Source organism: Nocardia anocheti, from assembly GCF_029675105.1.
Classification (GTDB): domain Bacteria; phylum Actinomycetota; class Actinomycetes; order Mycobacteriales; family Mycobacteriaceae; genus Nocardia.
The window spans coordinates 324150-349969 of sequence record NZ_JAQQFV010000009.1; the positions used below are offsets into that span (position 1 = coordinate 324150).

The 25820-nt window shown below is 70.0% G+C and carries 23 protein-coding genes and 2 tRNA genes; 11 read left to right on the plus strand and 14 right to left on the minus strand.

Features of this window, described 5'->3' with window-relative positions; translation table 11 throughout:
* Positions 1-134 precede the first annotated feature (134 nt).
* On the plus strand, positions 135-638 hold the full coding sequence (locus QC180_RS24440; RefSeq protein WP_278265143.1) for a hypothetical protein: 504 nt from the start codon (positions 135-137) through the stop codon (positions 636-638).
* Here QC180_RS24440 and QC180_RS24445 read toward each other — a convergent pair.
* From QC180_RS24445 to QC180_RS24460, 4 genes are read right to left on the minus strand one after another with little or no spacing between them, the layout of a single operon-like run.
* On the minus strand, positions 622-2133 hold the full coding sequence (locus QC180_RS24445) for a flavin-containing monooxygenase (protein ID WP_278265144.1): 1512 nt from the start codon (positions 2131-2133) through the stop codon (positions 622-624). The two genes, QC180_RS24440 and QC180_RS24445, sit on opposite strands and share 17 nt — an antisense overlap.
* A complete protein-coding gene (locus QC180_RS24450) occupies positions 2130-2681 on the minus strand; it encodes an NAD(P)/FAD-dependent oxidoreductase (protein WP_278265145.1) in 552 nt (183 codons plus the stop codon). Before QC180_RS24450 ends, QC180_RS24445 begins: the two co-directional genes overlap by 4 nt.
* Positions 2678-3601 (minus strand): ferritin family protein, encoded by a 924-nt coding sequence (locus tag QC180_RS24455; RefSeq protein WP_278265146.1) that lies wholly within the window; start codon positions 3599-3601, stop codon positions 2678-2680. The genes QC180_RS24450 and QC180_RS24455 overlap by 4 nt, the downstream gene beginning before the upstream one ends.
* A 26-nt stretch (positions 3602-3627) precedes the next feature.
* Positions 3628-4464 carry an SDR family NAD(P)-dependent oxidoreductase gene (locus QC180_RS24460; RefSeq protein ID WP_278265147.1) on the minus strand — a complete coding sequence of 279 codons (837 nt, stop codon included), beginning with the start codon at positions 4462-4464 and terminating at the stop codon, positions 3628-3630.
* 103 nt (positions 4465-4567) lie between these two features.
* On the opposite strand from QC180_RS24460, the gene QC180_RS24465 reads away from it, so the two are divergent.
* Positions 4568-5218: a TetR/AcrR family transcriptional regulator gene (locus QC180_RS24465; RefSeq protein WP_278265148.1), complete on the plus strand. Its 651-nt coding sequence runs from the start codon at positions 4568-4570 to the stop codon at positions 5216-5218.
* Here QC180_RS24465 and icmF read toward each other — a convergent pair.
* Positions 5215-8436 (minus strand): fused isobutyryl-CoA mutase/GTPase IcmF, encoded by a 3222-nt coding sequence (icmF, locus tag QC180_RS24470; protein ID WP_347567347.1) that lies wholly within the window; start codon positions 8434-8436, stop codon positions 5215-5217. The genes QC180_RS24465 and icmF overlap by 4 nt on opposite strands.
* A gap of 132 nt (positions 8437-8568) precedes the next feature.
* On the opposite strand from icmF, the gene QC180_RS24475 reads away from it, so the two are divergent.
* The gene (locus QC180_RS24475) at positions 8569-9528 is read left to right on the plus strand and encodes a DUF2157 domain-containing protein (RefSeq protein WP_278265150.1); all 960 of its coding nucleotides are present in this window, start codon (positions 8569-8571) and stop codon (positions 9526-9528) included.
* 1 nt (position 9529) lies between these two features.
* Here the strand turns inward: QC180_RS24475 and QC180_RS24480 are convergent, their stop codons facing one another.
* Complete coding sequence (locus QC180_RS24480; RefSeq protein ID WP_278265151.1) at positions 9530-10078, minus strand: hypothetical protein; 549 nt, start codon at positions 10076-10078, stop codon at positions 9530-9532.
* Positions 10079-10198: 120 nt separating this feature from the next.
* Here QC180_RS24480 and QC180_RS24485 point away from each other — a divergent pair, with 120 nt between their 5' ends.
* Entirely contained in the window at positions 10199-10993 is a 795-nt protein-coding gene (locus QC180_RS24485) for an enoyl-CoA hydratase (protein ID WP_278265152.1), read from the plus strand.
* Here the strand turns inward: QC180_RS24485 and QC180_RS24490 are convergent.
* The 8 genes from QC180_RS24490 to QC180_RS24525 form a co-directional block, all read right to left on the minus strand.
* The gene (locus QC180_RS24490) at positions 10990-12048 is read right to left on the minus strand and encodes an Hsp70 family protein (protein ID WP_278265153.1); all 1059 of its coding nucleotides are present in this window, start codon (positions 12046-12048) and stop codon (positions 10990-10992) included. The genes QC180_RS24485 and QC180_RS24490 overlap by 4 nt on opposite strands.
* 50 nt (positions 12049-12098) lie before the next feature.
* Complete coding sequence (locus QC180_RS24495) at positions 12099-12662, minus strand: MarR family winged helix-turn-helix transcriptional regulator (protein ID WP_278265154.1); 564 nt, start codon at positions 12660-12662, stop codon at positions 12099-12101.
* Between the two features lie 38 nt (positions 12663-12700).
* Positions 12701-12775 (minus strand) — tRNA-Cys (locus tag QC180_RS24500).
* Between the two features lie 69 nt (positions 12776-12844).
* Positions 12845-13837 carry an extracellular solute-binding protein gene (locus QC180_RS24505; RefSeq protein WP_278265155.1) on the minus strand — a complete coding sequence of 331 codons (993 nt, stop codon included), beginning with the start codon at positions 13835-13837 and terminating at the stop codon, positions 12845-12847.
* A 70-nt stretch (positions 13838-13907) separates the two neighbouring features.
* Positions 13908-14507, minus strand: a complete 600-nt coding sequence (locus QC180_RS24510; RefSeq protein WP_278265156.1) for an Rv0361 family membrane protein — start codon at positions 14505-14507, stop codon at positions 13908-13910.
* A 104-nt stretch (positions 14508-14611) separates the two neighbouring features.
* Positions 14612-14684: transfer RNA gene (locus tag QC180_RS24515), tRNA-Arg, on the minus strand.
* A gap of 112 nt (positions 14685-14796) precedes the next feature.
* Positions 14797-15501, minus strand: coding sequence for a DUF305 domain-containing protein (locus tag QC180_RS24520; protein ID WP_278265157.1), 705 nt, complete (start codon positions 15499-15501; stop codon positions 14797-14799).
* Entirely contained in the window at positions 15501-16385 is an 885-nt protein-coding gene (locus QC180_RS24525; protein ID WP_278265158.1) for a DUF3105 domain-containing protein, read from the minus strand. Before QC180_RS24525 ends, QC180_RS24520 begins: the two co-directional genes overlap by 1 nt.
* Before the next feature lie 89 nt (positions 16386-16474).
* Here QC180_RS24525 and argS point away from each other — a divergent pair, with 89 nt between their 5' ends.
* From argS to rpmE, 7 genes are all read left to right on the plus strand, one after another.
* Entirely contained in the window at positions 16475-18136 is a 1662-nt protein-coding gene (gene argS, locus QC180_RS24530; RefSeq protein WP_278265159.1) for an arginine--tRNA ligase, read from the plus strand.
* A 34-nt stretch (positions 18137-18170) separates the two neighbouring features.
* Positions 18171-19592, plus strand: coding sequence for a diaminopimelate decarboxylase (gene lysA, locus QC180_RS24535; RefSeq protein ID WP_278265160.1), 1422 nt, complete (start codon positions 18171-18173; stop codon positions 19590-19592).
* Positions 19589-20989: a homoserine dehydrogenase gene (locus tag QC180_RS24540; protein WP_474646522.1), complete on the plus strand. Its 1401-nt coding sequence runs from the start codon at positions 19589-19591 to the stop codon at positions 20987-20989. Before lysA ends, QC180_RS24540 begins: the two co-directional genes overlap by 4 nt.
* Complete coding sequence (gene thrC / locus QC180_RS24545; RefSeq protein WP_278265161.1) at positions 20986-22080, plus strand: threonine synthase; 1095 nt, start codon at positions 20986-20988, stop codon at positions 22078-22080. The genes QC180_RS24540 and thrC overlap by 4 nt, the downstream gene beginning before the upstream one ends.
* Before the next feature lie 25 nt (positions 22081-22105).
* Positions 22106-23035, plus strand: coding sequence for a homoserine kinase (thrB, locus tag QC180_RS24550; protein WP_278265162.1), 930 nt, complete (start codon positions 22106-22108; stop codon positions 23033-23035).
* 264 nt (positions 23036-23299) lie between these two features.
* Positions 23300-25348: a transcription termination factor Rho gene (rho, locus tag QC180_RS24555; protein WP_474646523.1), complete on the plus strand. Its 2049-nt coding sequence runs from the start codon at positions 23300-23302 to the stop codon at positions 25346-25348.
* Positions 25349-25553: 205 nt separating this feature from the next.
* On the plus strand, positions 25554-25784 hold the full coding sequence (gene rpmE, locus QC180_RS24560) for a 50S ribosomal protein L31 (RefSeq protein WP_022567395.1): 231 nt from the start codon (positions 25554-25556) through the stop codon (positions 25782-25784).
* Positions 25785-25820 lie beyond the last annotated feature (36 nt).

Genomic DNA, 25820 nt, shown 5'->3' on the forward strand with positions numbered 1-25820 from the left:
TCAGCCGGGAGCCCGGAACGCGACAGCGCTGATCCCACCAGCAGATTCCGGCCAGGGCGCGCCAGCGGACGGAACCGGCCGCGCCGATCTCCGCCGATGACAGATCGGTCGAACCATTGAGATAGCTTGTCGCTATGGCGGATTCGCTGCACCACCCTCACGACGGTCTGGTCAAGCACATGCTGGGTAAGCCCGACAACGCCGCCGCGCTCGCCCGGCCGCTCGTGGAAGCCGTCGCGCCGACTCTCGCGGCCCGCGCCCCCGGGGCCCGCGTTCTCCAGGTCGTGCTCAAACTCGTCCCCGGCATTCTCAGTGAGGGCGAGACTGTCGCGGATGACGTGCAGACCCTGGTCGATGACATCGGCCCCGAGGCGAAGGAGACCTATATGTCCACTGCGAGTCAGCTTCGCGCCCAGGGCCGCGCCGAGGGGCGTGTTGAGGTGCTCATGCAATTGATGCCCAGAAGTTCGGGCCGATCCCAGCTCGGGTCGTGGACGCGATGCGCACGGCGAGTCAGGATCAGCTCGACGCGTGGACCGGTCGGCTGTTGTCGGCCGACACCCTCGACGATCTCGGTATCGCCTGAGGGCGCGCCTGCGCATCGCGGAAAGTCCACCCGAACTACCTGGGGCCGGTGACCTCGGCAGATCGGCCGGTGAAGCGGTAGTCGTCGAGGGGGAAGTGGGTGCTGCGCCAGGTGGACTCCACGGTGGAGGAGGGGCGGAGGGGGACGTCGCCGTGGGCGTCGAAGTAGTAGCTGTTGGCCAGGGTGCAGCTGTCCTGCCAGAACACCTGGCCGCCGCGGCGGGCCAGCATTTCGCGGAAGAAGCGGTCGTTGGCCTGCTCGGTGACCTCCACCCGGGCGGCGCCGCGTTCGCGGGCGTGCCGGAGGACCCGCAGGATGTGGCGGGTCTGGTTCTCGATCAGGGTGAAGTACGAGGCGCCGTTGTAGCCGTAGGGGCCGATGATGGAGAAATAGTTGGGGAAACCGGGCACGCTCACGCCCTCGTAGGCTTGCAGGCGGTTCTCGTCCCACCATTTCTCCAGGTCACGCCCGCCGACGCCGCGCAGATCGTAGGTCGGCATATTGCCCGACTCCATCACCTTGAAGCCGGTGGCCAGGATGAGGACCTCCGCCGGGTGTTCCACGCCCGCGGCCGTGCGCACACCGGTGGCGGTGACCTCGGCGATCGCGTCGGTCTCGAGGGCGACATTCGAGCGGTTGAAGGTGGCCAGGTAGTCGTTGGAGAAACTCGGCCGTTTGCAGCCCAGCGCGTACTCCGGGGTGAGGGCGGCGCGGACGGCCGGGTCCTCGACCTGCCGTTTCAGGTGCGCCAAGCCCGCGCGCTCGCCGATCGCCGCGGTCGGCAGCGAGGTGTAGTAGTGCGCGGCCAGCGGGAAGGTGAACTCGACATAGGCCTGGCTGAGCAGGCGGGTCAGCAAGCGGCCACCGGGCACCTTCAGCGCCAGGCGGGCCGCCGTGGGCAGGGGCAGGTCGGGGCGGGGCAGGCACCAGATGGGGGTGCGCTGGAAGACGGTCAGCCGCTGCACCCGCGGCGCGATCTCCGGGATGACCTGCACCGCCGACGCGCCCGTTCCGATGATCGCCACCCTCTTGCCGCGCAGGTCCTGGGTGTGATCCCAGCGCGAGGTGTGCATGGTGACGCCCGCGAACTGCTCGATGCCCGCGATCTCGGGCAGTTTGGGTCGGGTGAGCACCCCGGTCGCGCTGATCACGAACCGTGCCGACAGCTCCGTGCCGTCGCCGGTGCGCAACACCCAGCGCTCGCCCGTCTTGTCGAAATCGGCCGACAGCACGGTGGTGCCGAACCGGATGCGTGGACGCAGCCCGTACTTGTCCACGCACGATTCGGCGTAGGCCGCGAGCTCGCGGCCCGGCGCGTAGACGCGTGACCAGTCGGTGCGCTGTTCGAAGGAGAACTGGTAGCTGAACGACGGGATGTCCACGGCGACACCGGGATAGGTGTTCCAGTGCCAGGTCCCGCCGACGCCGTCGGCCTCGTCGACGATCAGGAAATCCTCGAACCCCGCCTTGCGCAGCTCGATGGCCGCGCCGATACCGGAGAACCCGGCGCCGACGATGATGATCTCGTGATCGATGCCGGTGGTCATGCCGTCTCCTTCACCCGGTCGGCCGAGGCGTGCAGGCGGCCGGGCGCGGCCAGTCTGCGCACGACGTGGCCGTTGTCGTCGGCGTAGACGATGGTGTCCACGCGGTGTTCGATCCCGTCGACGGTGCGCACGCCGCGCGGCGCCAGCCGGGCGATCGGCCAGGTGACCAGCGTGCAGTGCGGCTGTCGCAGGGTGCGGTAGTAGCTGTTGTGCAGGGCCAGGCCCGCGTCGTCGTCGGGGGTCAGTCGATGGCGCAGCCACGAATCACGCACCTGGACACGGAGATTCACGCGGGCGGCCGTGCGCAGAAGTGGTTGCGGCAGGCGGCGCAGCAGGGCCGGTGCGGGGGTGCGGGGCAGGATCCAGACCGCGTCGGTCTGGAACACCGTCACCCGGGCGGCCTCGGCGGCGATGCCGGGCAGCAGCCGGGCGGCCGCCGCGCCGGAGCCGATGACGGCGACCCGCTGGCCGGTGAACTCGTGGCGCGGCCGGAACGCCGTGTGGTGCCGTTGTCGTCCGGTGAACGTGTCGGCGTGCGGCGGGATCATTTCGCCACCGGTTCGTAGGTGAGTTCCCTCGACCAGGACGGCCGGTGCCCGAGAATCCGGACGGGGAACCGGTCGATGCAGGCATTGGACACATCGGCGAGCAACTGGAACGGCTGGCGCCGGTGAATCGTGGCCTTCCCGTGCATCTTCACCACGTGATACAGCGGCAGCCTGCGGATATCGGGGCTGCGCTCGCCCACGTTCTCGTAGCGGCGCACCGCCTGCCACAGCTTCTCCTCGTCGAGGCCGAGGGCGATGATATTGGTCGACATGCGCGAGAGCAGCGGCGCGTAGAGCAGGGCGCCGAGCATGAACGACGGACGCACCGCGAAACCCGCTGTCTCGATGGCGATCTTGCGCAGCGGTCCGGCGCCGAGCTGTTCGAGCACCTGGAAACCGACGGCCAGATGGCGGGATTCGTCATTGTTGATGTGCCGGAACACCTGGTGGCACACCGGGTCCTGGACCTCGTCGAGCAGGAATTTCACCAGCGCGCCGTCCAGGGCGGTCTCCAGCGAGGGGATGACGGTGCCGAGCACCGGCAGGCTCAGGCCCTCGGCGTAGCGGTCCAGCCAGCTGATCACCAGGCGGATGTTCTTGTTGGGCACCGGCATCGCGTCGCCGTCGAGCATGCCCCAGCGGCGCATGAGCGCCAGCTCGGCATTGGCGTGCTTCTGTTCCTCGGCGTGGAAGTGCCGGTAGATCTCGCGCAGCGCGCCCGGCGGCGCCTGCCGCACCAGCGCCGCGAAACCGCGCGCGCCCACGTGCTCGATCCACACCAGATCGGCCATGAACGCGGCCAGCCGGGGACGTTGCTCGTCGGTGATGGTCTCGGCACCGGGTGCGTCCCAGTCGATGTCGGCCAGGGCCCACTGCCGGGCTCGCACGGTGGCGAGCATGTCGGGATACGCGAACGTCATTGTTCGACCTCCTCTTCGATGGTGGATCAGCGCACGACCCGCTCCAGCAGGCCCGCGGTACGGGTGTAGGTGGTGGGCATCCAGCGTTTGGCCTGCCAGAGCAGCTTGGCCTCGAGCTGGGGAACGACGTAGAGATCGCCGCGGTCGACGGCGTCGAGGGTGGCGCGGGCGATGGTGTCGGGGGAACGGCCGGTCCAGCGCAGCAGCAGACCGCCGAGCCGTTCGGCCGTCTCGTCCATCGGCGAATCCGCCTGCATGATGCCGGTTTTCACGCCCGTGGGGCACAGCACCGTGACGCCGACGCCGGTTCCGGCGAGTTCGGCCGCCATGGTCTCCGAGAGGGCGAGCACGCCCGCCTTGCTGACGTTGTAGGCGGCCATGCGTGGCGCGGCGCCGAAGGCCGCGGCCGAGGCCACGTTGACCAGCGCGCCCCGGCCCGCCGCGCGCAGGATCGGCGCGAAGACGTGACAGCCGTGGATGACACCCCACAGGTTCACTCCGAGCGTGCGCTGCCAGTCGTCGAGGCCGAACTCGCCGACCGGCGGGCCGCCCGCTCCGATCCCGGCGTTGTTGATGACGATCGTCGGTGCGTCCCCGAACCAGTCCCGCGCGGTCTCGGCCAGCCCGCTGACCTCGGCGATCGCGGTGACATCGCAGCCAGCGCCGATCGCCTTGCCGCCTGCGGCCTCGACCAGGTCGGCGGTGTCGGCGGCGCGTTCGGAATCGATGTCGGAACAGAGCACCCGCCCGCCACGCCTGCCCAGTTCCACCGCGAAGGCGCGCCCGATGCCGCTGCCCGCGCCGGTGACCACGGCATCGGCGCGGGTGGTCCGGCGGGGACCGCCGAAGGGAAACAGTCGCATGGCAACTCCCGGTTCGCCCGGTGCCGGTTCTCAACTGGTGGCGTCTGCCACCATTGGCCGCACCTGACACCAATTAGGCGCGTGACGGAGTACTTTGTCAACCATGGATGTACGTGCACCGGCCCGGACGTGGGGTGGGCGAACCGCCGACGAGCGCAGGGCCCAGCGGCGCGAAGCGCTGGTGTCCGCGGCGCTGGACGTCTGGCTCGACAGCGGGTGGGCCGCAGTCACCATGCGCGGGGTGTGCCAGCGTGTCGGGCTCAACGACCGGTACTTCTACGAGAGCTTCGCCGACCGCGACGAACTGCTCGGGGTGGCCTGGGACGAGGTCTGCGCGGAGGTGTTCGCCGAGCTCGCGGTGGTGGTCGCGGAGAACACTGAGCGCACCCCGCTGGAGATCCTGCACGCGGCCATCACCAAGGCGGTGGCCCTGCAGACCGATCAGCGCGGCCGGGCCCGCATCCTGCTGGCCGAGCACGCGGGCAGCGCCGTACTCGAACGCCGCCGCCAGAGCATGCTCACCGACTCCACCGACCTGCTGACCGCCGTCGCCTGGCCCTACCTGCGCGACGGCGTCGACGAGACGGCGTTCCGGATGAGCACCCTGGCGGGCATCGGCGGCTTCATCGAGCTGCTCACCGCCTGGCGCAGCGGCGCGCTGGACGTCGACGCCGACCGTCTGGTCGAGCACACCACCGCCATCGCCGTGCAGCTCGGCGCCGCCTTCCTGCCGCCGGAGATCATCGGCGGCTAGACGGTGCGCCGGTACTGCCCGCCCACCGCGAAGAACGCGTCGGTGACCTGCTGCAAGGTGCACACCCGGGCGGTGTCCATGAGTACCTCGAAGATGTTGCCGTCGGTATGGGCCACCTCGGTGAGCCGGGCCAGCGCGCGATGGGACGCCTCGCTGTGTTCGTCGCGGAATTCGCGCAGGCGGGTCAGCTGGGACTGCCGCTCGGCCTCGGTGCCGCGCGCCAGTTCCAGCGGGCCGTGCGCGGCGTCGTCGTCGCGGCCGCGGAAGGTGTTCACCCCGACGATCGGCAGCGTGCCGTCGTGTTTGCGCTGTTCGTAGCGCAGGGATTCGTCCTGGATACGGCCGCGCTGATAGCCGGTCTCCATCGCGCCGAGCACCCCGCCGCGTTCGCTGATCCGCTCGAATTCCAGCAGCACTGCCTCTTCGACGAGATCGGTGAGTTCGTCGATGACGAAACTGCCCTGGAGCGGATTCTCGTTCATCGCCAGACCCCATTCCTTGGCGATGATCAGCTGGATGGCCAGCGCGCGGCGCACCGAATCCTCGGTGGGGGTGGTGACGGCCTCGTCGAAGGCATTGGTGTGCAGGCTGTTGCAGTTGTCGTAGACCGCGATGAGTGCCTGCAGGGTGGTGCGGATGTCGTTGAACTGCATTTCCTGGGCGTGCAGCGAGCGGCCCGAGGTCTGCACGTGATACTTGAGTTTCTGCGCTCGTTCGCCCGCGCCGTAGCGGTCACGCAGCGCGATCGCCCAGATCCGGCGCGCGACCCGGCCGATCACGGTGTATTCCGGGTCCATGCCGTTGGAGAAGAAGAACGACAGATTCGGGGCGAAATCGTCGATCGCCAGGCCGCGCGCGAGATAGGTCTCCACATAGGTGAAGCCGTTCGCCAGGGTGAAGGCGAGTTGACTGATCGGGTTCGCGCCCGCCTCGGCGATGTGATAGCCGGAAATGGACACCGAATAGAAATTGCGGACCTCGTTGCGCACGAACCATTCCTGGACGTCGGCCATCATGCGCAGGCTGAATTCGGTGGAGAACAGACAGGTGTTCTGGCCCTGGTCCTCCTTCAGGATGTCGGCCTGCACGGTGCCGCGCACGGTCGACAGGGTGCGCGCCCGGATGTCGGCGGCCTCCGGCGCGGTGGGCGCGCGACCCTCGGTGTCGGTGAAGCGGTCCAGCGCCTGGTCGATCGCGGCGTTGAGGAAGAAGGCGAGAATGGTCGGGGCCGGGCCGTTGATGGTCATCGACACCGAGGTGGTGGGCGCGCACAGGTCGAAACCGTCGAACAGAGTGCGCATGTCCTCGATGGTGGCCACCGAGACACCCGAGGTGCCGACCTTGCCGTAGATGTCGGGGCGTTCGTCGGGATCGTGGCCGTAGAGGGTCACCGAGTCGAAGGCGGTGGAGAGCCGGGTGGCCTCGGCGTGCGCGCTGAGGACCTTGAAGCGGCGGTTGGTGCGCGCCGGGTCGCCCTCACCGGCGAACATGCGCGCGGGGTCCTCGTTGTCACGCTTGAACGGGAAAACGCCTGCGGTGAAAGGGAATCGGCCGGGCAGGTGCTCGGCACGCAGGAAGCGCAGGAGTTCGCCGTGGTCGGTGTAGTGCGGCAGGGCCACGCGCGGAATGCTGGAGCCGGACAGGGATTCGCGACGCAGCGGCGTGCGCAGTTCGCGGTCGCGCACGCGGACCACCTGCTCGTCACCGCGATAGCTCTCGGCCACGGCGGGCCACTGCGCCAGCAGAGCGGTGGATTCGGGCGCCAGGGCGGCGCGCGCCCGATCGAGCAGCTCGGTGACGGCGGTGTCGTCGGGAAGTTCGTCGTGCACGAGGCGCAACCGCTGAACACGTTGAGCCGCCGCGCTTTCCGTCGCGGTCGTGGCGTGGTAGTCGCGGACGGTCTCGGCGATCTCGGCCAGGTAGCGGACGCGGGCCGGGGGAACGAGCTGGGCGAAGCGGGTGGAGACCTTGGTGTCCACGCGGGGCAGCGCGCCGGGTTCGAGGTGCAGGCCGTGCTCGGTGAGCAGGCCGCTCAGGTGCTGGTAGAGGGCGGTGACACCGTCGTCGTCGAAGGTGGCGGCGCTGGTACCGAAGACCGGCATGTCGGTGGGGGACGCACCGAATTCGGCGCGGTTGCGGATCAATTGGCGGGCCACGTCGCGCACCGCGTCGGCCGCGCCGCGCCGCTCGTACTTGTTGACCGCGACCACATCGGCGTAGTCGAGCATGTCGATCTTCTCGAGTTGGGAGGCGGCGCCGAACTCCGGGGTCATCACGTACAGCGCCACGTCGACGTGGTCGACGATGCCCGCGTCGCCCTGGCCGATGCCCGGGGTCTCCAGCACGACCAGGTCGTATCCGGCGGCCTTGCACGCGGCGATCATGGTGTCGATGTCGTCGGGGAGTTCGTGATTGCCCCGGGTGGCCAGCGAGCGGAAATAGACGTGTGCGCCGTCCAGGGCGTTCATCCGGATGCGGTCGCCGAGCAGCGCGCCACCCGCGCGGCGGCGGGTGGGGTCCACCGCGAGCACCGCGACGCGCAGTTTGTCCTGCTGGTCGGTGCGCAGCCGACGCACCAATTCGTCGGTGAGCGAGGACTTTCCGGAGCCGCCGGTGCCGGTGATGCCGAGCACGGGCACGCGGCGCCGCTGCGCCGCTGCCAGGATCGCCGCGCGGTCGGGCTCGGTGAGCGCGCCCTGCTGCAGGCAGGTGAGGGTGCGGGCCAGGGCGGCGCGGTCGCCGGTGTAGAGGGCGTCCAGATCGGGTCCGGTGGCGGCCGGGTCGACATCGCACGCGCGGACGAGCTCGTTGATCATGCCGGGCAGGCCGAGGCGCTGACCGTCCTCGGGGGAGAAGATGCGCACCCCGGCGCGGGCCAGCCGCTCGATCTCCTCGGCGACGATCACGCCGCCGCCCCCGCCGAAGATCCGCACGTGACCGGCGCCCGCCTCGCGCAGGGCCTGGGCCAGGTACTCGAAGAATTCGAGGTGCCCGCCCTGATACGAGCTCACCGCGACGCCCTGCACGTCCTCCTCGAGCACCGCGTCGACGATCTCGCGGACCGAGCGGTTGTGGCCCAGGTGGATGACCTCGGCGCCCTGGCTCTGCAGGATGCGGCGCATGATGTTGATCGCGGCGTCGTGGCCGTCGAACAGCGCCGCCGACGTCACGAATCGCACCGGATGAACAGGGACATGCAGTGCGCTGGACTCGCCCATGGCATTCCTCCGCCGACTGGTCGCACGCCCGATACTCGGACATCAAACCAATTCTAGTGTGAGCGGGGTCACTGTGCCCCGAAACCGCCCCGATGGGCCCGGATTCGTGGCGCGGATCGACATACTTCTCGGATGGTTCGCGAGCACAGGGTGGGTGTGGCGCTGGAACGGCTGGTGGCGTCGGGGGTGATCAGCGGTGAGCAGCGCGCGGCGGTGCTGCGCGCGGTGGACGAGCAGGAACGCGCCCGGCGGGCACCGGCGGGGCGGATCGCGGCGGAGATCGTCGCCTATGTCGGGGCGGCGCTGGTGGCGGCCGGGTTGGCGCTGTTCCTGGGGCAGGCGTGGAACGAGGTGGCGCAGTCGGGGCGGGTGGTGCTGCTGGCGGTCGTGGCCGGGTGCGCGATCGGCGGGGCGGTGGTGCTGGCGGGCGGGTGCCGCGGGGTGTTCCGGCGGGTGCCGATCGCCGGGGCCGGGCGGGTGCGGCTGGCGGCGGTGCTGCTGGTGCTGGCGGCCGGGGCGATGGCCGGTGCCGTGGCGGCGGCCTTCGACGAGCACGGTGCCGCGGCGCGTCCGGCCGTGCTCGCCGGACTGCTGGTCGCGGTGCTCGGCTACCTGATGGTGCCGAGCGTGCTGGGGATGGTCGCGGTGGTGGTGTTCGGGGTCGCGGCGGTGTTCCAGGTGACCGATGCGGTCTTCGGCGTGCGCGCGCCGTGGCAGGGCATCGCGTTGCTGGTGTTCGGCGCGATGTGGTTCGGGCTGGCCTGGGCGCGGCTGCTGGTCGCCGAGTGGGCCGGGTATGTGCTCGGCGGGGTGGTCGCGGTGGTCGGCGCGCAGTCGGTGGCTTTCGGCGACTCGCTGTGGCCGCCCGCGCTCACCGGACTGATCGGGCTGACGTGCCTGGGGCTCTACGCGCTGCGGCGCGAACCGGTGCTGGTGCTCGGCGGGGCGGCGACGGTGGCGATCGCGGTGGGTCAGCTGGTGGCCGAACGCACCCAGGGCGGTCCGGCGGTGGCGAGTCTGGTGCTGGCGATCGGCGCGGTGGTGCTCACCGGGGGGTTGATCGTGCTGGTGTTGCGTCCGGGGCCCGGGTAGCTCAGCGCAGCAGTGTCCGCTGCTGGGCGCGGATCGTGCGGAAGAAGCGCGGGCCCACATCGCTGCCGTCGTGGTTGTAGCTGTCGATGATCTCGGCCAGCTCCTCAGCGAAACCGCGCAGGTCGGCGGTCGCGGTGGTGCGCTCGAACTCGTCGGACTCCCAGCCCCACTCCGGCGGGATGTCGTCGATGGTGACGACGATCTGGTCGGCGAACGGCGTGCTCACCGACACGGTGACCTCGGCGGGCGCGGCCGCCAGCGGGCTGTGCACGCGCAGCTCACCGGGCTCACCCGCGATCGAGAACAGCCGGGCGAAGGTGATGTCCTCGCGCACCGACTCCACGATCGAGGACGTGCTCGCGTGCCTGCCCGGCCGGTCGTGGCGGGCGCCGTAGACGCGATCGGGGTGCGCGGCGGCGGGCCCGGCGGGCGACTTGCGCAGGAGGCGGTCGAGCATGCGCTGGGCGGTGGCCCGTTCGCCCGCGCCGGTGTTCTCGTGGTCGATGAGTGCCCGCAGGCGGCTGATCCGCACGAAGTGGTCGGTGCCCATGTCCCGATTGTGCCGCAGCCGGTGGCGAACGGAAGGTCGCGCAACGGGGCGTGCCGCGAGCGTCGTCGCGGCTCGGTATCGTTCGGACCATCCGTGACCACTGAGGAACAAGAGGGTGTCGTGACCGAATTCGAGACGATTCTGCTGGAGCGCAAGGGCGGCGCGGACGGGAAGGGCGGGGTCGGCTGGATCACGCTGAACCGGCCCAAGGCCCTCAACGCCCTCAACGCCCAGGTCCTCGACGACGTCGTCGCCGCGCTCGACGAGCTCGAGGCCGACGACTCGATCGGCGCCGTGGTGATCACCGGCTCGGAGAAGGCCTTCGCGGCGGGCGCCGACATCAAGGAGATGGCGCCCAAGTCGTACATGGACATGTACATGGCCGATTTCTTCGCCCGCTGGGACCGCCTGGCCAACTTCCGCAAGCCCACCATCGCCGCCGTCGCCGGGTACGCCCTCGGCGGTGGCTGTGAGCTGGCCATGCTGTGCGACATCCTGATCGCCGCCGACAACGCCAAGTTCGGCCAGCCCGAGATCAAGCTCGGCGTGATCCCCGGCATCGGCGGCTCACAGCGGCTGACCCGCGCGGTCGGCAAGGCCAAGGCCATGGACCTGATCCTGACCGGCCGCAACATGGGCGCCGAGGAAGCCGAGCGGGCCGGTCTGGTCTCGCGCGTCGTGCCCGCCGACCAGCTGCTCGACACCGCGCTCGAGACCGCCCAGACCATCGCCTCGATGTCGCTGCCGGTGGCCATGATCGCCAAGGAGGCGGTGAACCGCTCCTTCGAGACCACCCTGGGCGAGGGCCTGCTGTTCGAGCGTCGGGTGTTCCACTCGCTGTTCGCCACCGACGATCAGAAGGAAGGCATGGCCGCCTTCGTCGAGAAGCGTCCGGCGAACTTCACCAACAGCTAGTTCGGCTTCCACAGCGGCGAGCCTTCGAGGAACTGCGCGGTCGGCGGCGCGGTCCCCTTCTCTGGGGACCGCGGCGCGCTGTCGGTGCCGATCAACCCGGCCACCGCGCCGCCCAGGGTGGCGGTGACCGCCACCGCCGCGAGCAGTCTGCGCCGGGCCGGGCGCTGCTGACCGGCCCGCGCCGCCTCGGCCGCGCCCGCGCGCAGGCGAGTCATCCGCAGGCGCGCCGAGGGCCGTCGCGCGGCCAACAGCACCGCGCCCCTGGCCGAGACGTACTCCGGTTCCGGGTCGTAGACCACCGGCAGCCCCACCAGAGCGGCCAGATCCGCGCGCAGTGTCGGATTGCGGGTGCACCCGCCCACCAGGACCAGCGCGCCGGGCGTCACCCCGGTCTCGGCGATCAGCTGTCGCACGAAACCGGCCGAATGCCGCAGCCCCTCCCCGCACAGTCCGGCCAGGTCGCTGCGGGTCACCACCGCGCGCTCGCCGGTGGCCGTGTCGGTGGCGGTGACCACCCGTTCCTCGCTCAGCGATTCGCGGTGCGCGCGGCTGGTGCGCGCGTCGGTGGCGACGCCGTCGCGGGCCAGCTGCCAGCGCAGCAGCGCGTCGTAGCCGTCACCACTGAGCACGGTGCTGCGTCGGCTGGCCAGGATGGTGTCGGTGCGGCAGTCGGCGTGGGTGATGGTCAGGCCGGAGGCGCCGAGGTCGTAGAGGATCACCGAGTCGGCGGCGGGCAGTTGACCGGTGAAGCGCAGGTAGCGCAGCTGCGCGAGGGGTTCGTCGACGATGGCCAGCGACTGTCCGGCGGCGGCGCGCACCGCGTCGGCGTGCAGTTCCGACCGGCAGGTGACCACGGTGTCGGTGACGCATTCGTCGCGGGCCAGCGCGGCCACCCGCATCCGGCGCACCGCCGTCAGCACCGATTCCGCGACCGCGGCGCCGGGCCGACGCGGCACCCTGATCCGGTCCAGGGGCGGCAGCTGGGGCTGATCGGAGTGGGTCAGCACAGCGCGCGCACCGCCCGCACCCGCCGAGACCCCCAGGACCAGCACCATGCGGTCCATGGTGACGTTTTTTGCCCCCGCTGCCAAGGGGCGGCCCGAGGTTATTCCTGGTCAGACGGCCAGTTCGCGTGGAATGCGAGGTTTTCCGGATCGTCGGTCTCGAAGTCGCCCGCGTCGTGACGGAACTGCGCCAGCAGATGCAGCAGCTCGCGTCCGCGCTCGGGCGGCAGACCGGGTTCGGCGAAGACCTGGCTGTTGAGCGCCTCGGTGGCCGCGGCCACCGAGGCCCTTCCGGCATCGGTGATCTCGATCAGGGTGGCCCGGCGATCGGTGGGATGTGGCACCCGGTGCACCAGCCCGGCGGCCTCGAGCCGGTCGACGGTATTGGTCACGCTGGTCGGATGCACCTGCAATCGGGCGCTGGCCTTGGCCATCGGGAGGGCGCCGGTCTTGCTGAAGCTGAGCAGTTGCAGCAACTCGTAGCGGGAAAAAGTGAGTCCGGAGGGCTTGAGTGCCACGTCGACTCTGGCCATCACGATCTGCTGGGCGCGCACCAGAGAGGTCACCAGCGCCATGCCATCGGCCACCGAACCCCAGCCGTGTTCGATCCACTGTCGATACGCCTCGGCGATGGGGTCCTGGGAAAGCGGTCCGGGTCGTGACATGAATCCGATCATTTCACGGCCGGGACCGCTTTCCCCGTTGGAGCGAGCGGCGGGAATTGAACCCGCGTTAACGGCTTTGCAGACCGTTGCCTCAACCACTCAGCCACGCCCGCCTCGCCATTGATAGTGCCGGGTTCGGGTCTCGCGGACGAGAGTTGGGATCAGCTTGATCCGAACTCCGCTCAGCGCAACCCGGCCTCGGTCAGTAGCGCGTCGGCCCGCACGGCGTCGAGTCGGGCGGGATCGATGACCGGCACCGACAGGTCGGTCAGCGGCGGCAGCGCGGGATCGGCGTCGATATCGGCCGCCACCGGATACCGCATCGAACCGCCGTCGCGAACAATGTACTGACCCGCTCCTCCGGTGACGAAGGCGAGAAACTGCCGCGCCTGTTCCTGTTTCGCGCTCGAGCGCAACACGGCCCCGCCCGCGACACTCAGGAACGCGCCGGGATCGCGTCCGGAATACGCGCGCAGCGCGGTGCTCGGCTGCCGTTCGGTCGCCCAGGAACTCCCGAAGACCAGCCCCGATTCGGGACGGCCCGTGCTCACCGCCGCGACGACGGCGGCGCCGTCGGGAAGCGTCACCGCGTTCGCTCGCACGCCGCGCAACCAGGCCCGGGTGGCGTCCTCGCCGCGCTGTGCCAGCAGACCCGCCACGATGGCCTGGAAATCCGAGCTCGCGGTGGCCGCGGCCCAGCGGCCCCGCCAGGCGGGCTGGGCCAGATCCAGCATCGAGGCGGGCAGTTCGGCGATCGGCAGGCTGGTGACGTTGTAGACGAAACCTGTTGTGCGCGCGGTTGTTCCGACCCAGTCGTCGGAGGCGGGTCGATAGCGTTCCGGGACCTGATCCACGGTGGCCCGGTCGAGTTCGGCGAACAGCCCGGCGCGCTCGACGAGGGTCATCACCGGCGCGTTCGCGCTCAGAAAGACATCGGCGGGGGAGTCGTCGCCTTCGGCGAGCACCAGCTCACCCAGCCCGGCATCACCCCCGGACCGCACGATCACCTCGATCCCGGTCCGCGCCGTGAACGCCGCCGCCCACTGCGCCACGAGCCCCACGTCCTGCCCGCTGTACACGGTGATCTCATCGCGCCCCGCCGAGGACCCACACCCCCCGACCCCGAACACCACCACCAGCATCGCCGCCAGCACCCACCCGCCGCGCACGATCATCAACGCCCTTCCCGCCCCGGGGAATCGAGGCTTCCTCCAGCAAAATACCCCGGGCGGCAAGGAGGTTCGGTCAGTGTTTGGTGGCTGGGACCGAGCAGATCTTCCAGGTGCCGTCTTCCTTGGCGAGGTGTTCCTCGGTGCTGCTCTCGGTGTTGGGTTCCTCGCCCTCCACCGAGAGGGTGAGTTGGCCGGTGACGGTGGCCTTGGCGGTGTCGCCGGTGACGACGATGTCTTTCACGTCGTCGATGGTCACCGCGACGGTGGCCGCGTCGAACTGTTTGCGCTGCTCGTCGGAGAGGTTGTCGATCTCGGTGCGGTCGGCGGTGCAGGCCAGGGCCGCGGCGGCGATGAAGCCCTCGGAGTCGAGGGTGTCGTAGAAGTCGCGGATGGCGACCTCGATCTTCTTCTCGTCCGAGGACAGCGGCGTACGGCCCTGCAGGGTGAGCACGACGCCGGTGATCACCGCGCCGATCACCACCAGCGCGAGGATGCCCAGGCCTACGAACAGGCCGGTTCGCTTCTTCTTCGGCGGCTGGGGCGGCGGGAACACATCGGGATCGCCCGGCGCTCCCGGCACGGCATGGGCGCCCGGCTCGAATCCGGCGTGCGGATATCCCGGCGGCCCGGAAGGAATGTTCGGTGGCTGCTGTCCCTCGGGGGGATTGGTCATGGCCCGCTCCTGATGTCATCGGGGGCATGGCCCCCGCAACCGCTGTGGAACCGAACTCAAAGCAAACGAGGCCCCGACCGAACGGACGGGACCTCGAACTGCTGTGCCCTCGGCAGGATTCGAACCTGCGGCCTTCTGCTCCGGAGGCAGACGCTCTATCCCCTGAGCTACGAGGGCGGGATAGTGGCCGGTCGCTGTGGGGCGATCGGGCAGCGACAGCGTATCGCATGGAGTGCGGTGCGCCAAAAACGGTGCCGGGCCGGGTGGTTGACCCGGTCCGGCACCGGGGTCAGTTCAGCGGCAGCGGGGTGGCGCCGCGGGCGGCGAGCATGCTCGTCATCAGCGCGGATTCGCTGGCCTGGGCGTTGGCCATCTGCTGGGCCAGCAGCCGGACCGCCGCGACGTCGGCGTGTTCGGCCGCGTACTCGGCCATCGGCGCGCCGCCCTGGTGGTGGCGCAGCATGAGCTGCAGGAACATGGTGTCCAGCGCCGGGCCGGTGGCCTTGCGCAGGGCGGTCATCTCCTCCTGGCTGGCCATGCCGGGCATGGTGGTCATCGGGCCCGACATCTCGTGCGCGGTGGCGCCGCCGTGGCCGTGCGCGCCGTCACCGTGCTCGCTCATCCAGCCCATGAACCCGTCGACGTTCTGGTTGGTCTCGCCCCACAGCTGCAACCAGGCCTGCATGCGGCCGATCTGGTTCTGCTGGGTGGTGAGGATGTCGTAGGCGAGCCTGCGCACGTCGTTGTCGGTCGAGGCGATCAGCGCCACGCCCGCCATGTCGACGGCCTGGGCGTGGTGGGCGGCCATGTCCTGGCTGAAGCCGATGTCGACCGGGCCGGGCGCGGGGTCGTCGGCCTTGTCCAGCGGCATCCGCAGCAGCACCCCGGCCACCGCACCGAGCAGCAGCAGGCCGATCGCGCCGAGCACCAGCACCGCCCCGGCGGGGCGGCGGGTGCCGGTCTCCTCGGGCTCGACCTCGGTCTCGGTGCTCACTACTGACCCGAGGGCAGGCCGCCGGGCATCGGGATGCTCGGAATGCCCGGGATGCCGCCGCCGCCCGCACCGGCGAGCTCGGACTGGTCCTGGGTCAGGCCCGCGCCGTCCATCGGCACCGCTTCGGGGCCGTAGGGCGAGGAGTCGAACGGCGGCGGGTTGTTCGCGTCGAAGATCGGGTTCGAGCAGCTCGCGCCGACCTCGGGGTAGGCGTAGGGGTTCTCGCGCAGGGCGGAGATGAACTGCTTGATGCGCGCGTCGTCGGCGGATTCCAGCTTGAGCTGGTGGCCCCACGACTGCAGCGAGATGGCCGAGTCCAGGCCCGGGTACGGCGACATCAGGCTGAACTGACGACCCTTGACGAAGTTCGACAGCTTCTCCACCCCGGCGTTGTCGACCTTGTCGGGGTTGTAGGCGATCCAGACCGCGCCGTGCTCGAGCGAGTGCACCGCGTTCTCCATGCGGATCGGCTTGGCGTAGACGGTGCCGGTGCAGTTGGCCCAGGCGCCGTCGTGCGGGCCGCCGAAGGCCGGGGACTTGTCATAGGCCACCCGCTGCTCCGGGGTGACGTGCAGACCGGCCGGGTAGTCCTGCTTGACGACGCCCTCGATCTTGGCCGACGGGTCCTGGTTGTCCTTGGAGGGCACCCATTCCTTGAGGTCGGTCTGGGCCTCGCGGATCGCGGCCTGGTCCAGGTACTTGGGCACCAGACTGTAGGCCAGCAGGCCGATCAGCGCCACGATGGCGACACCCGCGCCGAGCAGCGCCCACGGAACTTCCCGCTTCTTCCCGGGAAGCTTTCCCTTACCGGGTTTGCGCGACGGAGACGATTTCCCCGCGGCGCGGACGGCCTTGGCTGAGGTGGCGCTGGTCCTGCTCGGCATCGCTGGATGTGCTCTTTCGACGTGTGGATCGGGACGTTCGTACCGGGCGGTCGTGGTTGCGAGGCGCCCAGCCAATAGGATAGAGACTCGTGACTCCAGCTGACCTTGCAGATCTCCTTCGCACCACCGCCGCGAAGGTGCTTGTCGAACGTGGACTGGACTCGTCGGTCCTGCCCAAGCAGGTCACAGTGGAGCGTCCGCGCAACCCCGAACACGGCGACTATGCCACGAATGTGGCGATGCAGGTGGCCAAGAAGGTCGGAACCAATCCACGCGAACTGGCGGGCTGGCTGGCCGAGGCGCTCGCGGCGACCGACGCCATCGATGTGGCCGATGTCGCAGGCCCCGGCTTCCTGAACATCCGTCTCGCCGCCTCGGCGCAGGGCGCGATCGTCAGCCAGATCCTGGCCGCGGGGGAGAAGTACGGCACCGCCGCCGCGCTGGCGGGCACCGAGATCAACCTCGAGTTCGTCTCCGCCAACCCCACCGGTCCGGTGCACCTCGGTGGCACCCGGTGGGCCTCGGTCGGTGACGCGCTGGGCCGCATCCTGGCCGCTCAGGGCGCCGAGGTGACGCGCGAGTACTACTTCAACGACCACGGCGCCCAGATCGACCGCTTCGCCAAATCGCTGGTCGCGGCCGCCCTGGGCGAGCCGACCCCCGAGGACGGCTACGCGGGCGAATACATCCAGGAGATCAGCGCCAGCATCGTCGCCGCGCATCCCGACGCGCTGAGCCTGCCCGCCGACGAGCGCCACGAGCTGTTCCGGCGCGAGGGCGTGCAGCAGATGTTCGCCCAGATCAAGCGGGATCTGCACGACTTCGGCACCGACTTCGACGTGTACTTCAACGAGAGCGAACTGTTCGCCTCCGGTGCCGTCGAACGGGCCGTCGAACAGCTCAAGAACTCCGGCAACCTGTACGAGAAGGACGGCGCCTGGTGGATCGCCTCCACCGATTTCGGCGACGACAAGGACCGCGTGGTCCTCAAGAGCGACGGCAACGCCGCCTACATCGCCGGTGACATCGCCTACTTCCAGAACAAGCGCGCCCGCGGCTTCGACCTGGCCATCTACATGCTCGGCGCCGACCACCACGGCTACATCGGCCGGTTGAAGGCCGCCGCCGCGGCCTTCGGTGACGACCCCGACACCGTCGAGGTGCTGATCGGCCAGATGGTGAACCTGGTCCGCGACGGCCAGGCCGTGAAGATGAGCAAGCGCGCGGGCACCGTGGTGACCCTCAACGACCTGGTCGAGCAGATCGGCGTCGACGCCGCCCGCTACTCACTGGTGCGTTCCTCGGTGAACTCGAGCATCGACATCGACCTGGACCTGTGGACCAAGGCCAGCAGCGAGAACCCGGTCTACTACGTGCAGTACGCCCACTCGCGCACCAACAGCATCCTGGGCAACGCCGCGAAGTTCGCCGAGTTCGCGAGCGTCGAACCCGACTTCGCGCTGCTGAACTCCGCCCGCGAGGGCGACCTGATCCGCACCCTCGGCGATTTCCCGCGCGTGGTCGCCACCGCCGCCGAAACCCGCGAACCGCACCGCATCGCCCGCTACCTGGAGGAACTGGCCGGGGTCTACCACCCGTTCCAGTCCGACGACGACATGCGCGTGCTGCCCAAGGGCGACGACGCGGTCACCCCCCTCAACGCCGCCCGGCTGGAACTGGTCAAGGCCACCCGCCAGGTTCTGGCCAACGGCCTCGCCCTGCTCGGCGTCAGCGCACCGGAGCGCATGTGAACACCGGCAAGCTTTCCAGGAAGGACGCACCGAGATGAGTGCACACCCCGCCGGTCCCCGGCACGCTGAGATCCCGCACGCGCCGAGCCTGGCCGAGCGTCCCAGCGACCCGCAGGAGATGATCGACCTGCCCGCCAACGTCTGGCCGCGCAACGCCACTCGTGGCGACGACGGCGTGGTCCGGCTGGCCGGAGTGCCGGTCACCGAGCTGGCCCAGCAGTACGGCACGCCGCTGTTCGTCATCGACGAGGACGACTTCCGCACCCGCTGCCGCGACATGGTGGCCGCCTTCGGCCCCAACGCCCGCGTGCACTACGCCTCCAAGGCGTTCCTGTGTGGTGAGATCGCGCGCTGGATCCGCGACGAGGGCCTCTCGCTCGACGTCTGCTCCGGTGGCGAGCTGGCCGTGGCGCTCAACGCCGGTTTCCCGGCCGAGCGCATCGCTCTGCACGGCAACAACAAGTCGGTGCCCGAGCTCGAGACCGCGGTCGCCGCCGGGGTCGGGCACGTGGTGGTCGACTCGCTCTACGAGATCGACCGGCTCGAGGCGGTCGCCGGTGCGGCGGGCGTGGTCCAGGACGTGCTGGTCCGGGTCACCGTCGGCGTCGAGGCGCACACCCACGAGTACATCTCCACCGCCCACGAGGACCAGAAGTTCGGTTTCTCGATCGCGGGTGGGGACGCGATGGAGGCGCTGGCCCGGGTCTTCGAGACCGACAACCTGCGCCTGGTCGGCCTGCACAGCCACATCGGCTCGCAGATCTTCGAGATCGACGGCTTCGAGATCGCCGCGCGCCGCATGCTCGGCCTGCTGCGCGAGGCCATCGACAAGTTCGGCATCGAGCGCACCGCCCAGATCGCCACCCTGGACCTGGGCGGCGGCCTCGGCATCTCCTACCTGCCCGCCGACAACCCGCCGCCGCTGGACGAGTTCGCCGCCAGCCTGCGTGAGCTGGTCGCGGCCGAGGCCGCCCGCGCCGGGCTGCCCGAGCCGGTCATCGCCGTCGAGCCGGGTCGCGCCATCGCGGGCCCCGGCACCGTCACCCTCTACGAGGTGGGCACCATCAAGGACGTCGAACTCGACGGGGGCGCGCGCCGCCGCTACGTCAGTGTCGACGGCGGGATGAGCGACAATATCCGCCCCGCGCTCTACCAGGCCGACTACGATTGCCGTCTGGTCTCGCGCTCCTCCGAGGCGCACGCGGTCGTCGCGCGCGTGGTCGGAAAGCATTGCGAGAGCGGCGATATCGTCATCCGCGACACCTGGATGCCCGCCGACGTGGCCCCCGACGACCTGGTGGCCGTCGCGGCGACCGGCGCGTACTGCTACTCGATGTCGAGCCGCTACAACCAGCTCACCCGGCCCGCCGTGGTCGTGGTGCGTGACGGGGAGTCGCGACTGATACTGCGCCGGGAAACGGTGGCGGACCTGCTGAGCCTGGAGGTAGAACAATGACCGCATCGCACAGCGATTCCGTGAGGGGTGGCGGCCGGGTGACGGGTGGGCTGACCGTGAACAACGGAGACGGGGGACGTCCGCTGGGTGTGGCCGTGCTCGGCATGGGCACCGTCGGTACCGAGGTCGTGCGCGTGCTGCGCGACAACGGCGAGGACCTGCGCTCGCGCGTCGGCGCGCCGCTGGTGCTGCGCGGAGTGGCCGTGCGCGATCTGGACAAGGACCGCGGCCTGCCCGCCGAGCTGCTCACCACCGACGCGCAGGCGCTGGTCACCCGTGACGACGTCGACCTGGTCGTCGAGGTCATGGGCGGCATCGACCCGGCCCGCGCGCTGATCGGCGCCGCGCTGAGCGCGGGCAAGTCCGTGGTCACCGCCAACAAGGCGCTGCTGGCCGACTACACCGGCGAGCTCGCCGCCGCCGCCGAGGCCAGCCGGGCCGACCTGTACTTCGAGGCCGCCGTCGCCGGGGCCATCCCGGTGGTCCGGCCGCTGATCCAGTCGCTCTCGGGTGACCGGGTGAACAAAGTCGTCGGCATCGTCAACGGCACCACCAACTTCATCCTCTCCGCCATGGACGAGACCGGCGCCGCCTACGACGACGTGCTCGCCGAGGCCACCGCGCTGGGCTACGCCGAGGCCGACCCGACCGCCGACGTCGAGGGCTTCGACGCCGCCGCCAAGGCCGCCATCCTGGCCTCGCTGGCCTTCCACACCCGCGTGACCGCGGCCGATGTGTACCGCGAGGGCATCTCCAAGATCACCGCCGAGGATCTCGAGACCGCCTCGGCAGTGGGCTGCACGGTCAAGCTGCTCGCCATCTGCGAGCGCGTCCCGTCCGGTCCGGGCGAGCCCGGCTCCGCCGAGGGCGGCAAGGACCGCGTCTCGGTGCGCGTCTACCCGGCGCTCATCCCGCGCAAGCACCCGCTGGCCTCGGTCAACGGCGCGTTCAACGCCGTGGTCGTCGAGGCCGACAACGCCGGTCGCCTGATGTTCTACGGGCAGGGCGCCGGTGGCGCGCCGACCGCCTCGGCCGTGCTCGGCGACCTCGTGATGGCCGCGCGCAACAAGTTCTACGGCGGTCGGGCGCCGGGCGAATCGGTCTACGCCGAGCTGCCCATCGCCCCGATCGGCGACACCCCCACCCGCTACCACGTGAACCTGCAGGTCGCGGACCGTCCCGGCGTGCTGGCCGCGGTCGCCGACACCTTCGCCCAGCACGGCGTGAGCATCTCCACCGTGCGTCAGCAGGGTCATGGCGAAGGCGCCAGGCTCGTGGTCGTGACCCACCATGCGGTGGAGTCCTCGCTGGCCGATACTGTCGCGGTACTGGCGGAGATGGATTCCGTCACCTCTGTGACCAGCGTTCTCAGACTGGAAGGCACCGAAGAATCATGAGTACCACTGGCATCGCCCCCCAGCTCGGCGTGCACTCGCGCTGGCCGGGTCTGATCGCGGCCTACCGTGATCGACTCGAAGGTGCCGCGAACTGGGAGCCGGTCACCCTGTTCGAGGGTGGTACCCCGCTGGTCCCCGCGACGCACCTGTCGGAGCTGACCGGCTGCGAGGTCTACCTCAAGGTCGAAGGCGCCAACCCCACCGGTTCGTTCAAGGACCGCGGCATGACCATGGCCATGACCGACGCCAAGTACCGCGGCCAGAAGGCCGTGCTGTGCGCCTCCACCGGCAACACCTCGGCCTCGGCGGCCGCCTACGCCACCCGCGCGGGCATGGAGTGCGCGGTGCTGATCCCGCAGGGCAAGATCGCCATGGGCAAGCTGGCCCAGGCCGTGATGCTCGGCGCGAAGATCATCCAGGTCGAGGGCAACTTCGACGACTGTCTCGAGCTGGCCCGCAAGGTCACCTCCGACTTCCCCGAGGTCGGCCTGGTGAACTCGGTGAACCCGGCGCGCATCGAGGGCCAGAAGACCGCGTCGTTCGAGATCTGCGACGTCCTGGGCAAGGCGCCCGACGTGCACGTGCTGCCGGTGGGCAACGCGGGCAACATCACCGCCTACTGGCGCGGCTACCGCGAATACCACGCCGACGGCATCACCTCGGGCCTGCCGCGCATGCTCGGTGTGCAGGCCGCCGGTGCCGCGCCGCTGGTCAACGGCGCGCCGGTGCGCGACCCCGAGACCGTCGCCACCGCCATCCGGATCGGCGCCCCGGCGTCCTGGAACGGCGCGATGGAGGCCAAGGATCAGTCCGGTGGCGCCTTCCGCGCGGCCACCGACGAGGAGATCCTGGCGGCGTACCGCCTGGTCGCGGCCACCGAGGGCGTGTTCGTCGAGCCCGCCTCGGCCGCGAGTGTGGCCGGTCTGCTGGCCGCCCGCGCGGAGGGCTGGCTGGATTCGGGCCTGACCGTGGTCTGCACCGTGACCGGCAACGGTCTCAAGGACCCCGACAACGCGCTGGCCGGAATGCCCGAGGTCAAGCCGGTGGCCGTCGACTCCGTGGCGATCGCCCGCGAACTCGAGCTGGCCTGAGTTGAGCGCACGCGAGAGCAGGCTGATGACAGCGACCCTGCCCGCCGGTCTCGAAGTGACCGTGCGTGTTCCCGCGTCCACCGCCAACCTCGGCCCTGGATTCGATTGCCTGGGAATGGCATTGGGCCTCTACGACGAGATCGTGGTGCGCACGACCGAATCGGGCCTCGAGATCCGGGTCGAGGGCGAGGGCGCCGACGACGTGCCCTGGGGCCCAACGCATCTGGTCGTGCGCGCGATCGAGCGCGGACTGGAGTCGCTGGGCGTCTGGGCCGACGGTCTCGACGTGGTGTGCCGCAACGTGATTCCGCACTCGCGCGGGCTCGGGTCCAGTGCCTCGGCCGTGGTCGGTGGCCTGGCCGCCGGTGCGGGTCTGGCCGCGAAGTTCGACCCCGAGCTGCGCCTGGACGCCGACCGCATGGTGCAGCTGGCCTCGGAGTTCGAGGGTCATCCCGACAACGCCGCGGCCAGCGTGCTCGGTGGAATCGTGGTGTCGTGGACCGAGACCGAGGACGCCGACCTCACCCGGTCCTACCGGGCCGTGCGCCTGGACCCCGCCGCCGCGCTGCGCCCGGTGGTGCTGATCCCGCAGGAACGCTCCTCCACCGCGCACACCCGAGGGCTGCTGCCCGAGCTGGTGCCGCACGGCGACGCGGCGTTCAACGTCAGCCGGGCGGCGCTGGCCGTGGTGGCCCTGACCGAGCGTCCCGACCTGCTCATGGCGGCCACCGCCGACCGGCTGCACCAGACCCAGCGTGCGCCCGCGCTACCGCTGACCACCGCCTGGATCGAGCGGCTGCGCGCCGCGGGCATCCCGGCCACGGTCTCGGGCGCGGGTCCGACCATCCTCGCGCTGACCACCGAGGATTTCCCCGATGACCTGCGCAAAGAGGCCGAATCCGACGGGCTCCGGGTCGTCGAGCCGGGTATCGCGGACGGCGTGCTGATCGACTGACGGCGTGCCTGCCTTGCCGTTGTTCGCAATGGGCAGCTATTCTGTGCAAGTCCGTACATCGTGCGCATCAGACGCCGGTGCTTCATCAGGGCAATCGCTCCCCTTACCACTTTCCTCTGGTGGCGAAGCCTCCGGTCCGGCGGGGCGGGTAGTACGGCACAGGCGTCCTGCTGGACGCGTAATCCGAGCTCGGCATGTGGTGCCGGGTCTACGGAACGAACCCTCGACTCAGCACACGGCATTCGAGGGAAGGAAAGGACTTCCGTGACAGAAACGGACCTGCTCGCGACACCCGGGGTGGATTCCGACCCTACGAACTCGGGCGGCCGCGAAAGTGAATCCGGACAGATTTCGACAATGAGCGAACACACCGACGTCGCACGATCGGGGCTGACTGGAATGCTGTTGCCGCAGCTGCGCGCACTCGCGGGGGAACTCGGTATCCGAGGCACCTCCGGCATGCGTAAGGGCGATCTCATCGCCGCCATCAAGGAAAATCAGGCCGGTGCTCCGGCGAAAGCGGACAAGCCCGCCCAGGCCGCCGCCGTGACGGCCGACGCGCCCGCGAAGTCCGAGGCTCCGGCCAAGCGTGAGGCCCCCGCCAAGAGCGAGGCTCCGCAGGGTGACGCGCCCGCCAAGTCCGAGCGCGCCGCGCGTGCCGACAAGGCCGCCGCGAAGCAGGCCGTGACCGAGCAGGCCCCGGCCGAACAGGCTCCGGCCGAGCAGGCCAAGGCCGACGCGCCCGCCGAGTCCGGTGAGGACACCGCCCGCGAGGGCGGCCAGCGCGGGCGTGGACGGCAGCGTCGTGGTCGTGACCAGGCTCGCTCCGGTGGTGGCGACAACGCTCCCGCCGAGAACCGCGCCGAGGAGACCAAGCAGGCTCCCGCCGACAAGCCCGAGGCCGGTGAGCAGGGCGAACGCCGTCGCGACCGCCAGGGTGGCGAGCGCGGTGAGCGTCAGGGCGGCGACCGTGCCGAGCGCAACCAGAACCAGAATCAGAACCAGAACGGCAATCGCGGCCCCCGCGACGACCGTGGTGGTGACGACGAGGAAGGCGGCCGTGGCCGCCGTGGCCGCCGGTTCCGTGAGCGTCGTCGTGGGCGTGACCGCGACGGTGGCACCGGCGGCGGTGGCGGCGAGGCCCGCGACTTCGAGATCCGCGAGGACGACGTCCTGCAGCCGGTCGCGGGCATCCTCGATGTCCTCGACAACTACGCGTTCGTGCGCACCTCCGGCTACCTGGCCGGGCCGAACGACGTGTACGTCTCGATGAACCTGGTCCGCAAGAACGGCCTGCGCCGCGGTGACGCGATCACCGGCGCGGTGCGCGCCCCGCGCGACGGCGAGCAGAGCAACCAGCGCCAGAAGTTCGACCCGCTGGTGCGCCTGGACACGGTCAACGGTGGCGAGGTGGACGCGGCCAAGCGCCGCCCCGACTTCACCAAGCTCACCCCGCTGTACCCGAACCAGCGCCTGCGCCTGGAGACCACGCCCAACAAGCTGAGCACCCGCGTGATCGACCTGATCATGCCGATCGGCAAGGGCCAGCGTGCGCTGATCGTGTCCCCGCCCAAGGCGGGTAAGACCACGGTCGTCCAGGACATCGCCAACGCGATCGCGACCAACAACCCCGAGTGCTACCTGATGGTGGTGCTGGTCGACGAGCGTCCCGAAGAAGTCACCGACATGCAGCGTTCGGTGCGCGGTGAGGTCATCGCCTCCACCTTCGACCGGCCCCCGGCCGACCACACCTCGGTCGCCGAGCTCGCCATCGAGCGGGCCAAGCGCCTGGTGGAGATGGGCAAAGACGTTGTGGTGCTGCTGGATTCGATCACCCGATTGGGCCGCGCGTACAACAACTCCTCGCCCGCCTCGGGCCGCATCCTCTCCGGTGGTGTCGACTCGACCGCGCTGTACCCGCCCAAGCGGTTCCTCGGCGCGGCGCGCAACATCGAGAACGGCGGCTCGCTCACCATCATCGCCACGGCGCTGGTGGAGACCGGGTCCACCGGTGACACGGTGATCTTCGAGGAGTTCAAGGGCACGGGTAACGCCGAGCTCAAGCTCGATCGCAAGATCGCCGAGCGCCGGGTGTTCCCCGCGGTCGACGTCAACCTGTCGAGCACCCGCAAGGACGAGCTGCTGATGTCCCCGGACGAGGCCGCGGTGCTGCACAAGCTGCGCCGGGTGCTCTCGGGCCTGGACTCGCATCAGGCCATCGATCTGCTGATCGACCGCCTGAAGAAGTCCAAGAACAACCTGGAATTCCTGATGCAGGTCTCCAAGACCGCACCGGGCGCTCTGGACGAGTGACGAGAAGAGGCCCCGCTCCGGCGGGGCCTTTTCCGTTCCGGAACAAATACCGGGCCGGGGGCGTTTTCGGAGGCAGTGAGCAGATCTGGCATACTGGCTCGCTGTGTGTCTGCGCGTTCGCAGACATCCCGCCTAGTCGGTTCCGGTTCACGTATCCCGCGCTCCAGCGGTGTGCGACCCGGCGACCATTATCGAGAGGACGCCCATGAAGGCAGGAATCCACCCCACGTATGTCGACACCACCGTCGTGTGTGGTTGCGGCAACACCTTCCAGACTCGCTCCACCAAGGAGTCCGGCCAGATCACCGTCGAGGTCTGCTCGCAGTGCCACCCGTTCTACACCGGCAAGCAGAAGATCCTCGACACCGGCGGTCGCGTCGCTCGCTTCGAGGCGCGCTACGGCAAGCGCGCGGGCAAGAAGGCCGACGCCTCCTAGTTGCCTCCTCCGACGCCCGGTTCTGCTCAGCAGGCC